Consider the following 12,788-nt stretch of genomic DNA (forward strand, 5'->3'; position numbering starts at 1 on the left):
TCAGCGCACCATCCCCCAGCGCTTCACCGTTAGGCGCTCGACGTTATCGAAGAAGATGTTTTCCACCAGCAGGCCAATCACAATGACGACGACCAAGCCTGCAAAAACGTTATCGGTGTAAAGCTCGTTACGGTTCTGGAAGATGTACCAGCCAAGCCCGCCTTTGCCTGAAGAAGCACCAAACACCAGCTCGGCGGCGATCAGGGTGCGCCAGGCAAACGCCCAGCCAATTTTCAACCCCGCCAGCAGCGCCGGAAGCGCTGCGGGAATCAGAATGAAGGCCACATAGCGCAGCCCCTTGAGCCCGTAGTTACGCCCGGCCATGCGTAGCGTTTCTGAAACGCCTTGAAAGCCTGCGTGAATATTGATCGCCATGGCCCACAGCACCGAGTGCACCAATACAAAGATCAAGCTGGCCTCGCCCAGGCCGAACCACAGCAGCGCCAGCGGCAACAGGGCAATGGCGGGCAGCGGGCTAAACATGGACGTTAACGTGGTGAGCAAATCTCGCCCAATGCGGGTTGAGACCGCCAAGGTCGTTAACGCCAGGGCGAGAAACGCACCCAAGGCAAAGCCTTTTAGCAGCACGCTCAGCGATGCACTTACCCGTGCCAGTAGAACGCCTGACGCCAGCCCATGCCAAAGGGCACTCGCGGTTTCCATGGCACTGGGCAGCATCAGCGGATTGTTCTGTACCCTGGCAACTACCTCCCAGGCGACCACCAACAGCAACAGAATGACGGCTTTACGCATCACGCTTTGTTCCCACAGCCGCTGGCCAACACTGCGAGCGACTTTTAGCTCGCGCACATCAACGGGCGGAAGATCAAAGAAGCGATCAACGCGTGGATCAACGGGGCCACGCAGGTCATGTACGCTCATGGGAATCTCCTAATGCCGTGGTGAAACCTGCAATGGGAATAGCGCTCTGTTTATCCAGCACATCAACATGAAACGATTGGCTATCCGGGTATTTGATGCCTGCGCCGGTATTCAGCGCCACTACACGCTCATGAGTGCCGATTTCGCCGAGTGTGCTTAACTCCCTTGCGGCAGCGAGAACAGCGGCGCCCTCAGGGCATACAAAGGTACCCTCTAGCTGTGCCGCCCGGGTTTGCTCCCAACGAATCGCCGTTTCACTCACTGCAATGGCGCGGCCGCTGGTGGCATATAGGGCGTCTAACACCAGAAAATCCCCCAGTGCTTTGGGTACGTTGATCCCAAACGCATGGGTATGACTGCGCTCCCAGAATTCGGATACTCGAGCGCCCTCTTGCCACGCCTTCACAATGGGCGCGCAACCATTGGCTTGCACGGCAATTAGCCGCGGCAGCTTGCCGGTTACCCATCCCAGCGTCTGAAGCTCCTGCAAGGCTTTGTAAATACCGATCAGCCCCACGCCACCGCCCGTGGGGTACAGAATCACATCCGGCAACTGCCAGCCGAGCTGCTCGGCTAACTCCAGCCCCATGGTCTTTTTGCCCTCAATGCGATACGGCTCTTTGAGGGTGGAAGCATCGTAGTGACCGGTGGCTTTTACCCACTCGCCAATCTGCTTACCTGAATCGCTAATCACCCCATTGACTAGGGTTAGGCTGGCACCTGCAGCGGCACACTCTTGGCGAGTAATAAAGGGGGCATCTACCGGCATACTGATCGTGGCTTTAATGCCTGCCCGGGCGGCATATAACGACCATGCGGCACCGGCATTGCCATTGGTTGGCATGGCTAAATGGGTAACACCCAACTCTTTCGCACGGGATATGCCCACCGCCGCGCCGCGCGCCTTGAATGAACCCGTGGGCAGTAGCCCCTCGTCTTTCATGACTAGGTTATCCAAGCGCATATCGGCACCCAGCGCAGGCAACTCGATCAGCGGTGTGACCACTTCACCTAGGCTGACGATGGCGTCTGGCGAGGTTACCGGTAGCAGTTCGTGGTAACGCCACAGGCTCCAGGGGCGCGAGGCAAGATCCGCCTTCGACCATGACGCTTTAAGCGCCTCCAAGTCATAACGCACCAAGAGTGGCGAGCCACATTGGCAAAGCCGTTGAACGTGCTGGTGGGCATACTTGGTAGCGCAGCGTGGGCAGTAAAGCCCTTCAACATAGCTATAACGCTGACCTGCTAACGGAGTGATTTTTTCATCTACACGCGGGCTGACTAACGCACTCATGGGGCCACCTCATTTTCAAACAGCAGCCGATGAATGGTTTGGGTGCGGGCTTTGGTGGCTTCGCTTCCCAAGCTGTGCAGGCTATCGTCAGCGCAGCCTAGCTCGGCGCGTACCCGGCCTGGGTGGGGTGACAGCAGCAGCACCCGGTTGCCAACCACCTGCGCTTCTTCAATAGAGTGGGTAACAAACAGCAGCGTAAAGCCCTCTTGCTCCCACAACGCCAGCAACTCTTCCTGCATTTTGCGCCGGGTGAGCGCATCGAGTGCAGCAAAGGGTTCATCCATCAGCAATACCCGTGGCCGCATGGCCAGCGCACGGGCGATGGCCACACGCTGTTTCATGCCACCGGAAAGCGTATGCGGATAGGCATCCGCAAAACGCCCCAGACCAACCTTTTCTAGCGTTTCTAACGCCCGCTGCTCCGCCGCTTTGCGCCCCAAGGTGCGCGAAGCCACCAGCGGGAACATGACGTTCTGCTTGACGGTTTTCCAGGGAGGCAGTTGATCAAACTCCTGAAACACCACGATACGGTCAGGCCCTGGGCCATGAATGGTGTTGCCATCCAGGCGAATGCTGCCTTCTGCAGGGGTTAGAAAACCGGCGATGGCTTTGAGCAGCGTGGACTTGCCGCAACCGGATGGGCCCAGCAGGACAAACCGATCCCCCTCCTGCACGTTAAAGCTCACCTGTTGCGTTGCTTTAACGACATGCTGACGGGTTCGGTACTCAAGGGTGACGTTGTTCACTGCCAGCCTGGGAGTTACTGCTGCGGATGATGTATTCGTCGGTGAGTAAGCCTCGCGATCCAGCGAGGCCTCACCCGGCACATGGCGCTTACGTAATGCAATCGACATTAGCTCCCCTCCCAGGCATGAATATCGTCAAAGAAGTAGTCCTGCCATGAGGTAGGCTCATTACGTATTGCGCCGACATCAAACAGAAACTCTGCCAAGGGGAAGGTGTTGTGGGGCACCAGCGAAAAACTCACCTGCTCATCGGTAATGATCGACTCAAGAAAATCGACATCCAGCTGCGTACCACTCAGGCGCTGATAGATATTTGCCGCTTCGCGTGGGTCTTCTTCAATGAAGGTTTTTGCTTCCTCAAGAGCATCTAAGAACGCTGCGTAGACCTCAGGGTTATCAGCACGAAATGCCTCTGTGGCGTAAAGCACGGTGGGAGAGATAGGACCACCCATGATCTCGTAAGAATCGATGATTTTATGCACACCTTCGTGCTGAAGCGCCTGATACTGGAAGGGTATCGCCGAAAAATGGGTATTGATTTCAGTGCCGCCACTGATGAGTGCCGCCGTAGCATCCGGGTTTGGTAGCGCAACAGTGTTACCTTCTAGGCGGTCAAACTGATCTTGCCCAAAGGTATCCGCCACCGCCTTTTGCAGAAAGCGCGACTGAACAGATACACCGACTGCTGGCACGGCAATGCGGTCATTGTCATCAATATCTTCAAGTGTCTGAATATCGGGGTTATTGGTGATCAAAAAGTTAGGAAACTCCCCGAGCGACGCTACCCCTTTTACATTTTGGCTGCCATGAGTCCGGTCCCACACCGTTAACAGCGGCCCCACCCCTGCCCCGGCAATATCGATACTGTTAGAGAGCAGCGCATCATTAACGGCCGCCCCACCTGAAAGCTGCAGCCACTCCACGTCAATATCCACACCACGCTCGGCACCGTGCTTTTCAATCAGTTCCTGGTCACGAGCAACATGGAGCAGTAAATAGGTGATGCCAAACTGTTCGGCGATACGCAATTGTTCTGCGGCTTGAGCGGGGCTTGCACTTGCCAGCGACACCGCCAACAGCGTAGCTAAACCAGAGGTGCTAATAAAAGTACGAATAGAATTATTAATGAGCGTTCGAGTCATGGCGGTGCTCCTGAATATTAAATGTCAGGCCACCTTATGAAGTTCAGATATTACTCAGAAGTGAGTTTTCGAGAAGTCCTTATCAGCGAAGAACTGAACTACTTATTCACTGCCTGCTGATATCTAAATCATAAAAAGCACGGTTATTTAAGTTATTTGGGTTCATGAAGAAGCTCTTCGATAGTGAGTTCACACTCCCTTTTAAGAGAGCATTACACATGCCATCGCTACCACTCACACAAAGTACGCTTCGTGTACGCCCCCTAAGCGGTCATATCGGTGCCGAGATTGAAGGTTTAGATCTCGCCCACCTTGATAACGAAGGTTTTGCCACGCTTAAGTCGTTATTTCTGCAGTACCAAGTGGTGATTTTGCGTAACCAAGCACTCACGCGGGATCAGCATATTGCACTGGGCAAACGCTTTGGCGATCTGCACGTTCACCCTATGGCGAAAGGCCCTGAGGGCTACCCGGAAATTTTCCCCATTGAGGCCGATGCCAACTCCTCTAACGACCCGAAAGCCATTCGCAGCGGCAAGCGGGCGGTTAACGGTGGCCATTGGCACTCGGATGTTTCTTGCGATATAGAGCCACCGCTGGGAAGTTTACTTTACCTACGCGATGTGCCTGAATACGGCGGTGATACCCTGTTCAGTAGTGGTTATGCGGCGTATGAAGCACTTTCCCCCGCCTTGCAATCGCTGCTTGAAGGCTTAACCGCCGTTCACTCAGGCGAAGCTACTTATCGCCTCCATTACGGTCATCAAGCGGCTAAAGATCGCAGTCAATTTGGCTTCAAGAACGGCGCGGATTACCCTGAGGCGGTGCATCCCGTGGTGCGCACTCACCCAGAAACCGGGCGCAAAAGCCTGTTTGTTAACCGCGGCTTTACACGAGAAATTGTTGAGCTTTCCCACACAGAGAGCCAGGCGCTGCTGGAGTTTCTCTATCGCCACCAGGAAACGCCAGAGTTTACCGTGCGCCTAAACTGGACACCCAACAGCCTGGCTATTTGGGATAACCGCTGCACCCAGCACCGGGCTATTTTTGATTACTCTGGGCAGGCACGCAGAGGTGAACGTGTCACGGTGAAAGGCGATCGACCTTACTTCAATGAAACGGCAGATGTCGTTGAATGGGGGTTGGTGGGGTAGCTATCTATGGTTTGTCCCTTTAGCTCGCAATACTATGGCATCAACACCCAGCCTTGTAACAACGCTGGGAGGATAAAGCCCCTAACGCTCAGTAAAGCGTTAGGGGCAACTGCTTTAGAGAGCCTTAATCAACTCTCCGTAGTCTCCCCCAACGCGTAATACAACGGTTACGTCGTTGTCATTGCGATTACGGAAGAACCAACCATGGTTGCCGGTGAAGGCGGCTTCTAATTCGCCTCCATCTTCAGGCACGCCGCGACCCCTTTCGTAGCTGATTGAGTTGCCATTTCCATCGCCGTGGGTGTCGAAATTAAGTGGCCCACCATCAGATACCCAGGCGTATGTTGCGACAGCACCTGCTTCCATTGTCAGCTTGTACTCAGTGCCCTCACCCGGCGTAAGGGTGAAGCTCACTTCATCGCTCCACATGGTCACTTCTTCATTCGCTTGGGAGGATGCCTCTTCAGCGGCCAACGTGTTAACAAGTACTAGGCTAGCCTCGGGCTGCACAACCTCTTGTTCAGCTATATCACCTATAGAGGAGGCTGCTTGATCCGACTCTACGCCGGAAGTCTGCGGAGCAGTAGCGACCGTAGGCTGGTTATCACCTGCTGACTCTTGAGGAGCAGTGGGTTGTGATGCCTGCATGGCGGCGGCTTCGTCGTTGGCCTGGTCAAGCTCGGCCTCTTCGGCCAGTTGGTTCTTGATTTCACCCATTTCGGTCAGCCCCAACAAGCGGCCCGCGCCGGTAGGGTCGATGGCATACTCTGCGGGCAACACCACGGTGACCAATAGGGCAATGGCTATTACCGCAGCCAGCAATGTAGATCGAAGTAATTTACCCGTCGAAGGTAGCTCGGCACGGGTGGGAAGATCGGTATTGTACATTTAGGTCTCTCCTGAATTAGGCGATGAAGTAGCCGGTGAGCTGATAACCGACCAGCATAAAGCCAGCACACATCATGGCGACGTTGGCGGTATAGGCGTGGCGTAAGAAACCGGCAGTGCGTCGCCAAAACCCCATGCCAATGAGGATCGCACCCAAGGCCAATAGCTGGCCTATTTCCACCCCGACATTGAACGCCAGCAGATTGGGAACCAGCCCATCCGAGGAGATATCGTATTCAATGATTTTGCTCGACAATCCAAAGCCATGAAACAGGCCAAAGACCAGCGTTGCCACTTTGGTATTGGGCTGAAAGCCGAACCAGCGCTGATACGCACCAATGTTATCGAGTGCTTTGTAGACAACGGAGAGCCCGATGATGGCATCGATCAGGTAGCTATTGATGCCGATATTAAAGTACACCCCTAGCAGCATGGTCGTCGAGTGACCAATCGCAAAGAGGCTGACGTAGATAGCGATGTGCTGCATTCGATAGAGGAAAAAGATAACCCCTAGCAAAAACAGGATGTGGTCATACCCCGTCACCATGTGCTTGGCACCGAGATAGACGAACGAGATCAGGTGAACGCCATAGATCTCCTGGATGTACCCTTTGTCGCCTTCAGCAACAGCGTGGGCAAGGGCTTCACCGCTGGCTCCCAGGAGCAACACCAGCAATGTGAGAAGGGTCAGTGCGTGGCGCCGGTTCATAGCAGACAAGCCGAACGCACCCCCTATTTGGGATGGAAACATAAAACCTCCACGGGTCTGTCATTAGGAATGGCCGTCAGGCAGACGGCCTCAGTCATCCAGCAATGACAGGCCGTGGAGGACGCTCAAAGCGGTAGACGCGACGCAGCGGTAGACCGCTTCGTTCACCTAGCCGCAGGGCGTTGCGGAAGTTTGGCTCAATGGTAATGCCCGACCCGAGCCGATCCGCTTTTTCGTGAAAGTGGCCGCCACTCTCATTATGGAGGTGGCGGCCGTCCTCATGCTCGTGACCATGGGTATGCCCATGGCCTTTCTGTACATTCTCGTGGAGAGACGGCTCAACGCCCATCATGCTCGCCGCCCCATGCGCACGCGCCTCGCCCACACTGGTGATTACCAGACTAGGCAGGAACACCAACAGCAGGGTCAGATAGCCAAGGCGGTGGCGCAGCCGATTGAGCATGTAAAGCAACCAAGATGAATGTAAAAAAAGAAATCGATAGCCGTCTGCTTTGAACTATAACGTTGGCAGAAAACCAGCAATAGATTAACATCCCCTCCAGGGGGATAGGAATATAATAAGGGAAAAGAAAATGACCATACACACTCACCAGTCACATCCCGATATCATCAAGCGCTTAAACCGCGCTCGGGGACACCTTTCGAGCGTGACGCAGATGATAGAGGACGGTCGCCACTGCCTGGACATTGCACAGCAGCTCCATGCGGTTGAGAAAGCCATTCAACAGGCCAAACGTACCTTGGTTTTAGATCATATCGACCACTGCCTAGACGAAGCCCTGGATACTCACAATCAAAATCATCGGGCGCGGGCTGAAGAATTCAAGGCCATCGCCCGCTACCTGTAAACGCATCTAAGCCCCTCACTTGAGGAACGCTCAATGCTTGATGTACTTGCCCATCGCGTCTATCGCCATCTCTTTTTCGCTCAAGTCATTGCACTGATTGGTACCGGTCTAACCACGGTTGCTCTGGCATTACTGGCTCATGATCTTGCTGGGGGGCAGGCGGGTGTCGTATTAGGCACAGCGCTGGCGATCAAGATGTTCGCCTACGTGGGTATTGCCCCACTGGTGGGTGCCTACGCCTCACGCCTACCTCGACGCACGTTGTTGGTTAGCCTCGACTTGCTGCGTGCAGCCGTGGTTTGCACGCTGCCGTTTGTTACCGAGGTGTGGCAAATCTATGTACTGATCTTTCTGCTCAATGCTGGTTCAGCAGGCTTTACGCCCGTTTTCCAGGCGACCATCCCCGACATTCTCGAAAACGAAGAGCAGTACACGCGAGCATTATCCCTGTCGCGCCTCGCCTATGACTTAGAAAACCTTCTTAGCCCGATGGCGGCGGCGGCATTGCTGATGGTGATGGGTTTTGATGTCCTGTTCGTACTCAACGCATTGGCCTTCTTTATTTCTGCCGCCCTGGTGATATCGGTGACCCTGCCTGCGCCTCTTGCCCTAGAGGATGTTCCCGGCGTTTGGCGTCGCGTTACCCATGGCACGCGAATTTACCTAAAGACGCCCCGGCTGCGCGGGCTGCTGGCGTTGAGCCTGGCGGTATCAGCCGCCGGGGCCATGCAGATCGTCAACACGGTAGTGCTCGTGCGCTCGGTGTTGGGTTTGGGCGAGAAAGAGGTAGCCCTGGCCTTTGCCGCCGCAGGCGGGGGCTCCATGCTAGTGGCCTTACTGTTGCCCAAGGTGCTGGATCGGGTGTCCGAACGGCCGGTCATGCTGCTGGGTGGCGTTATGATGGCTCTCAGCCTCTACCTGGGCTGGCTAGGCCCATCGTTTGCGGGGCTTGTCGGGCTATGGTTACTGCTGGGCGCAGGGGCCTCATTGGTCATGACCCCCACCGGGCGCCTGCTCAAGCGCTCATGCCAGCCCGAGGATCGTCCAGCGCTGTTTGCTGCCCAGTTTTCGTTGTCACACAGCTGTTGGCTGGTCACCTATCCGCTGGCAGGCTGGCTGGGGGTGAACCTTGGGCTGAAGGGGACGTTTGCTTTGCTGGGAGCGGTGGCCCTGGCGGCAACGGCGCTCACAGCTCTTATCTGGCATAGACGTGACCCGATGATTGTTGAGCACGAGCACATCCCCATAAGCCATACCCACCGGCACTACCACGATGAACATCATCAGCACGAGCATGAAGGGTGGGAGGGGCCGGAACCTCATCGCCATTTCCACCATCATTCCCCAGGCTCGCATCGACATGTATTTGTCATTGATAACCACCATACGCGATGGCCATCATGATCTGATAAAGCTGGCGGAGGGATATTGCCCTCAAGTGGGCTCTAGCAAGCTTGACAGTGTGAGGTAATTAGAAGCTAACCAGGGAGGCTAGAACGCCGAGTAACGCACAGCCAAACAGCACCTTGAGCATGCCAACCTTGAAATGAAAAATCGCGATCATGGCGCCTGCCGCCAGTAACAACGCCAGTAAATCGAGGGACGCTAAGTTCGGCGCTAAAAGTCGCGCTCCCATCACGTGCCTTTCGCCTACGTCAGCGAAGATAACGTGAAGTCCAAACCAAATGGCTAAGTTGAGGATAACCCCGACGACCGCAGCGGTAATGGCGGACAGCGCCGCGCTGAGGGCGCGGTTGTCACGTAAACGCTCCACATAGGGAGCCCCTAAAAATATCCAAAGAAAACAAGGTACGAACGTTACCCACGTGGTCAGCAATGCGGCGAGCGTTGCGGCCAACATAGGATCAAGGCCTGTGGCCTCACGATAAGCGCCCATAAACCCAACAAACTGCACGACTTGAATTAACGGGCCCGGTGTCGTCTCCGCCATGCCCAGGCCATCCAGCATCTCGCCCGGTGCCAACCATCCATAATTTTGCACCGCCTCTTGAGTGACGTAACCCAGCACCGCATAGGCACCGCCAAAGGTCACCACCGCCATCTTACTGAAGAAGAAAGCAATCTGACTGAACACATTCTCGCTGCCGAATAGGGCCAATAGCAGCACTACCGGTGTTAGCCACAATAGGAGTAACGTGCCTGACATACGTAGCGACCACTGGCGATTGGGGCGTGCATGGGCAGGCAGCCCTTCGCCCAGTAGGGAGTCTCGGTCGCTAAGCACTGACTCGTCGGCATTTCCATGGCCACCTCCTACCTGAAAGGCCGTCATGCCACGTTTCCCTCCCCAATACCCCAGAAGGGCCGCGCCTAGAATAATCAGCGGAAACGCTACCTCAAAAAAGAAGATGGCGACAAACGCGGCAGCGGCGATGCCAAGCATTATCTGATTTTTCAGTGCCCTTTTACCTATACGGACGACAGCGTTAAGCACCACGGCTAGAACCGCCGCTTTTAGGCCAAAGAAGAGCCCTTCAACGGCTCCCACATTGCCCAAGGCGGCATACAGGTAGCTCAGGGCCAGAATGGCGATGAAACCAGGTAGCACAAAGAGGCTGCCCGCGACCAAGCCACCTTTGGTACGATGCATCAGCCAACCGATATAGATAGCCAACTGTTGCGCTTCTGGCCCCGGCAGCATCATGCAGTAGTTAAGCGCGTGCAGAAAACGGCGCTCGCCAATCCATTTTTTTTCTTCAACGAGTATGCGATGCATCACGGCGATCTGACCGGCGGGGCCGCCGAAGCTTAATAGTGCGATTCGTAACCAGACCCTAACGGCCTCACGGAACGGTACTTGATGGGGCGACTCAATGATGGGCGGCATGGCACACTCTCCAAAGACGTTTGAGAAATTATTTTGTAGAATGTACAACATGAATGTTACGCATACAACGGAAAAAATATCATGACAGATAGCTCACAACACTGGCTGATACTGGTCATGAGCCTCAGCGGACGAGCGGGCACACCCCGCATGAGGATCTGGCGGGCACTGCGCAGCTTGGGCGCAGCGGTAATGCGTGATGGGGTCTACCTATTACCGGCAAACTCATTACGTAAAGAAGCGCTGCAGCAACAGGCTGATGCCGTTCGGGAACTGGGAGGCAAAGCCCTTCTGCTGGAAGTGGACGAATCCACTATGGACACCACCGAACTGCTGCTGCCGCTATTTGACCGAACCTCAGATTTTCAGGATTTAGTGGGGGACGTTAGCGAATGGCAAGAGGCATGCCCTGGACTCGAGGAGCGTGAAGCACAGCGCCGATTAATTCAGCTACAGCGGCGTTTTCAGGCCATCGTAGAGGTTGATTTTTTCCCAGGGTTAGGAAGAGAGCGCGCCATCGCGGCGTTGGCGGAGGCTGAAGCAGTCTACAACCGCTGCTTCGTACCTGATGAACCTCAAGCAATCCAAGCCGACATCCCTGAGCGAGATCGAAGTGCATTTCGCGGAAGAGTGTGGGCCACCCGCCGCCGACTTTGGGTGGATCGCGTGGCATCGGCTTGGTTAATCCAGCGCTTTATCGACTCTGAGGCGCGCTTCCTGTGGCTAGAAAGCCCCGCGCAGTGCCCACCGGAGGCGTTGGGGTTCGATTTCGATGGAGCCACGTTTACCCATGTCGACGACAAGGTCACGTTTGAGGTGCTGCTGGCAAGTTTTAACTTGGAAGGTGACCCGGCGTTGACCAGAGTGGCCGAGCTAGTTCACTACCTGGATGTGGGTGGTCTCTCAGTACCCGAAGCAGTCGGTGTGAAACTCATGTTAGCCGGGGCTAGGGAGCGTTGTGAAAACGATGATGTACTGCTTGAGCACATCGGCGTTTTGCTTGACGATCTCTACCACGCCTACCAGGTGGGTAATTCAGAAAATCAATAATACGCACTCCCTTAACGACGCCGATAGCCCCATCGTCAGCTGACCGAGGGGAACATGAAGAAGGTAAATAGCGGATGCCAAACTGTTCGGCTACCCGCACTTTACTGCGGCTTGGACAGGGGGCGGCGCGCTTGATTTAACGCCTTGAGCAGCTCGGCTACGGCAGCTTCGCCTTCAGGCTCTTCAAACTCACGGGCAAGCGCCCCTTGTACGGAGCTCAAAAAGCGATAGGCAGCTGGCGGCAGGCGCCGCTCACGGCGCACCACAAAGTGCCAACGGCTTTTCAGCGGAAAACCTTGCAAAGGCAACTCCTGAACGCCTTTGGGTGAATCCGTAACGATGTGGCGTGATAACACCGCCAGCCCCATGCCGGACGCCACCGCAAGGCGGATCGCTTCATTACTTGCGATCTGCTGGGTGGAGCGCAGTTCAATGCCCGCGCTATCCAGCCAGGCGTTAAAGGTATGCCGGGTCGCAGAGCCGGGTTCGCGCAGCAGAAAGCGCTCCTCTTTGAGATCATTCATGGTGAGGCCTTCCACCCCTGCCCATCGGCAGTTCTCTGGCCCCACCAAGACCAGCGGGTTACTCAAGAAAGGCGCGGCCGATACGCCATCATCAATAGGCGGGTGGCTAAATACGTAAATATCATCTTCATGGCGCTCAAAGCGGTTAAGCATTTGCTGGCGATTACCCACTTCCACCGTCACATCTACCTGTGGGTTCGCTTGGCTAAATGGCCCTAATAGCCGCGGCAGCACGTACTGCGCGGTGTTCACTAAGCCGATACTAAAGTGGCCGCGCCCGCCGCTGTTGTACTCATCCAGGTACTGGCTAAACACATCGGCGCGGCTAAGCAGATCCTGACTTAACTGATATAGGGCCTGGCCCACTTCGGTGGGCACAATGCGCCCTTCTTCTTGACACACAATAGGCTCACCAACAATTTCTCGCAGCCGTTTAAGCTGCTGAGAAACGGTTGGCTGGGTTAAGTGAAGCCGATTGGCCGTCGCGGTAATAGAGCCCGAGCGCACTACATCGGCGTAAACCTGCAGCAGGCGAAAGGTAAGTTGGCGTATTTTCATATTTTGCTTAGCCAGTTCTCATAGACAGACCATACAGGCAGACAGCATAGATAATCATCTATGACTATATAAATATTATTTGTTTTCATCAATCTTAGCGAATCGTTAAAGTGGCCGCCTCATA

At 55.2% G+C, this 12,788-nt stretch carries 13 protein-coding genes; 4 read left to right on the forward strand and 9 right to left on the reverse strand.

What is annotated here, in order from left to right:
• From ACQKE4_RS01980 to ACQKE4_RS01995, 4 genes are read right to left on the reverse strand one after another with little or no spacing between them, the layout of a single operon-like run.
• Window positions 1–882 carry an ABC transporter permease gene (locus ACQKE4_RS01980; protein ID WP_427386651.1) on the reverse strand — a complete coding sequence of 294 codons (882 nt, stop codon included), beginning with the start codon at window positions 880–882 and terminating at the stop codon, window positions 1–3.
• A complete protein-coding gene (locus tag ACQKE4_RS01985; RefSeq protein WP_427386652.1) occupies window positions 869–2,176 on the reverse strand; it encodes a threonine synthase in 1,308 nt (435 codons plus the stop codon). The genes ACQKE4_RS01980 and ACQKE4_RS01985 overlap by 14 nt, the downstream gene beginning before the upstream one ends.
• On the reverse strand, window positions 2,173–3,030 hold the full coding sequence (locus ACQKE4_RS01990; RefSeq protein WP_427386653.1) for an ABC transporter ATP-binding protein: 858 nt from the start codon (window positions 3,028–3,030) through the stop codon (window positions 2,173–2,175). The genes ACQKE4_RS01985 and ACQKE4_RS01990 overlap by 4 nt, the downstream gene beginning before the upstream one ends.
• Window positions 3,030–4,064 carry an ABC transporter substrate-binding protein gene (locus tag ACQKE4_RS01995; RefSeq protein ID WP_427386655.1) on the reverse strand — a complete coding sequence of 345 codons (1,035 nt, stop codon included), beginning with the start codon at window positions 4,062–4,064 and terminating at the stop codon, window positions 3,030–3,032. Before ACQKE4_RS01995 ends, ACQKE4_RS01990 begins: the two co-directional genes overlap by 1 nt.
• A 218-nt stretch (window positions 4,065–4,282) precedes the next feature.
• Between ACQKE4_RS01995 and ACQKE4_RS02000 the strand changes: the two genes are divergently transcribed.
• A complete protein-coding gene (locus tag ACQKE4_RS02000; protein WP_427386656.1) occupies window positions 4,283–5,218 on the forward strand; it encodes a TauD/TfdA dioxygenase family protein in 936 nt (311 codons plus the stop codon).
• A gap of 114 nt (window positions 5,219–5,332) precedes the next feature.
• Here ACQKE4_RS02000 and ACQKE4_RS02005 read toward each other — a convergent pair whose 3' ends face one another.
• From ACQKE4_RS02005 to ACQKE4_RS02015, 3 genes are read right to left on the reverse strand one after another with little or no spacing between them, the layout of a single operon-like run.
• The gene (locus tag ACQKE4_RS02005; RefSeq protein ID WP_427386657.1) at window positions 5,333–6,106 is read right to left on the reverse strand and encodes a hypothetical protein; all 774 of its coding nucleotides are present in this window, start codon (window positions 6,104–6,106) and stop codon (window positions 5,333–5,335) included.
• 16 nt (window positions 6,107–6,122) lie between these two features.
• A complete protein-coding gene (locus ACQKE4_RS02010; RefSeq protein ID WP_290840243.1) occupies window positions 6,123–6,857 on the reverse strand; it encodes a HupE/UreJ family protein in 735 nt (244 codons plus the stop codon).
• A gap of 52 nt (window positions 6,858–6,909) precedes the next feature.
• Complete coding sequence (locus ACQKE4_RS02015; protein ID WP_139790094.1) at window positions 6,910–7,278, reverse strand: hypothetical protein; 369 nt, start codon at window positions 7,276–7,278, stop codon at window positions 6,910–6,912.
• 130 nt (window positions 7,279–7,408) lie between these two features.
• On the opposite strand from ACQKE4_RS02015, the gene ACQKE4_RS02020 reads away from it, so the two are divergent.
• Entirely contained in the window at window positions 7,409–7,684 is a 276-nt protein-coding gene (locus ACQKE4_RS02020) for a metal-sensing transcriptional repressor (RefSeq protein WP_427386658.1), read from the forward strand.
• Between the two features lie 33 nt (window positions 7,685–7,717).
• Window positions 7,718–9,088, forward strand: coding sequence for an MFS transporter (locus ACQKE4_RS02025; protein ID WP_427386659.1), 1,371 nt, complete (start codon window positions 7,718–7,720; stop codon window positions 9,086–9,088).
• Between the two features lie 67 nt (window positions 9,089–9,155).
• Here ACQKE4_RS02025 and chrA read toward each other — a convergent pair whose 3' ends face one another.
• Window positions 9,156–10,532 carry a chromate efflux transporter gene (chrA, locus tag ACQKE4_RS02030; protein WP_081195074.1) on the reverse strand — a complete coding sequence of 459 codons (1,377 nt, stop codon included), beginning with the start codon at window positions 10,530–10,532 and terminating at the stop codon, window positions 9,156–9,158.
• Between the two features lie 81 nt (window positions 10,533–10,613).
• Between chrA and ACQKE4_RS02035 the strand changes: the two genes are divergently transcribed.
• Window positions 10,614–11,582: a chromate resistance protein ChrB domain-containing protein gene (locus ACQKE4_RS02035; RefSeq protein WP_427386660.1), complete on the forward strand. Its 969-nt coding sequence runs from the start codon at window positions 10,614–10,616 to the stop codon at window positions 11,580–11,582.
• A gap of 101 nt (window positions 11,583–11,683) precedes the next feature.
• Here the strand turns inward: ACQKE4_RS02035 and ACQKE4_RS02040 are convergent, their stop codons facing one another.
• Window positions 11,684–12,664 (reverse strand): LysR family transcriptional regulator, encoded by a 981-nt coding sequence (locus tag ACQKE4_RS02040; protein ID WP_427386662.1) that lies wholly within the window; start codon window positions 12,662–12,664, stop codon window positions 11,684–11,686.
• Window positions 12,665–12,788 lie beyond the last annotated feature (124 nt).

Source organism: Halomonas sp. NPDC076908, from assembly GCF_050269715.1.
Taxonomy (GTDB): domain Bacteria; phylum Pseudomonadota; class Gammaproteobacteria; order Pseudomonadales; family Halomonadaceae; genus Vreelandella.

Bases quoted from the DNA above. Each gene is read 5' to 3' on its own strand.
- ACQKE4_RS01980 (WP_427386651.1), bottom strand. From the start codon at position 882: ATGAGCGTACATGACCTGCGTGGCCCCGTTGATCCACGCGTTGATCGC.
- ACQKE4_RS01985 (WP_427386652.1), bottom strand. From the start codon at position 2,176: ATGAGTGCGTTAGTCAGCCCGCGTGTAGATGAAAAAATCACTCCGTTA.
- ACQKE4_RS01990 (WP_427386653.1), bottom strand. From the start codon at position 3,030: ATGTCGATTGCATTACGTAAGCGCCATGTGCCGGGTGAGGCCTCGCTG.
- ACQKE4_RS01995 (WP_427386655.1), bottom strand. From the start codon at position 4,064: ATGACTCGAACGCTCATTAATAATTCTATTCGTACTTTTATTAGCACC.
- ACQKE4_RS02000 (WP_427386656.1), top strand. From the start codon at position 4,283: ATGCCATCGCTACCACTCACACAAAGTACGCTTCGTGTACGCCCCCTA.
- ACQKE4_RS02005 (WP_427386657.1), bottom strand. From the start codon at position 6,106: ATGTACAATACCGATCTTCCCACCCGTGCCGAGCTACCTTCGACGGGT.
- ACQKE4_RS02010 (WP_290840243.1), bottom strand. From the start codon at position 6,857: ATGTTTCCATCCCAAATAGGGGGTGCGTTCGGCTTGTCTGCTATGAAC.
- ACQKE4_RS02015 (WP_139790094.1), bottom strand. From the start codon at position 7,278: ATGCTCAATCGGCTGCGCCACCGCCTTGGCTATCTGACCCTGCTGTTG.
- ACQKE4_RS02020 (WP_427386658.1), top strand. From the start codon at position 7,409: ATGACCATACACACTCACCAGTCACATCCCGATATCATCAAGCGCTTA.
- ACQKE4_RS02025 (WP_427386659.1), top strand. From the start codon at position 7,718: ATGCTTGATGTACTTGCCCATCGCGTCTATCGCCATCTCTTTTTCGCT.
- chrA (WP_081195074.1), bottom strand. From the start codon at position 10,532: ATGCCGCCCATCATTGAGTCGCCCCATCAAGTACCGTTCCGTGAGGCC.
- ACQKE4_RS02035 (WP_427386660.1), top strand. From the start codon at position 10,614: ATGACAGATAGCTCACAACACTGGCTGATACTGGTCATGAGCCTCAGC.
- ACQKE4_RS02040 (WP_427386662.1), bottom strand. From the start codon at position 12,664: ATGAAAATACGCCAACTTACCTTTCGCCTGCTGCAGGTTTACGCCGAT.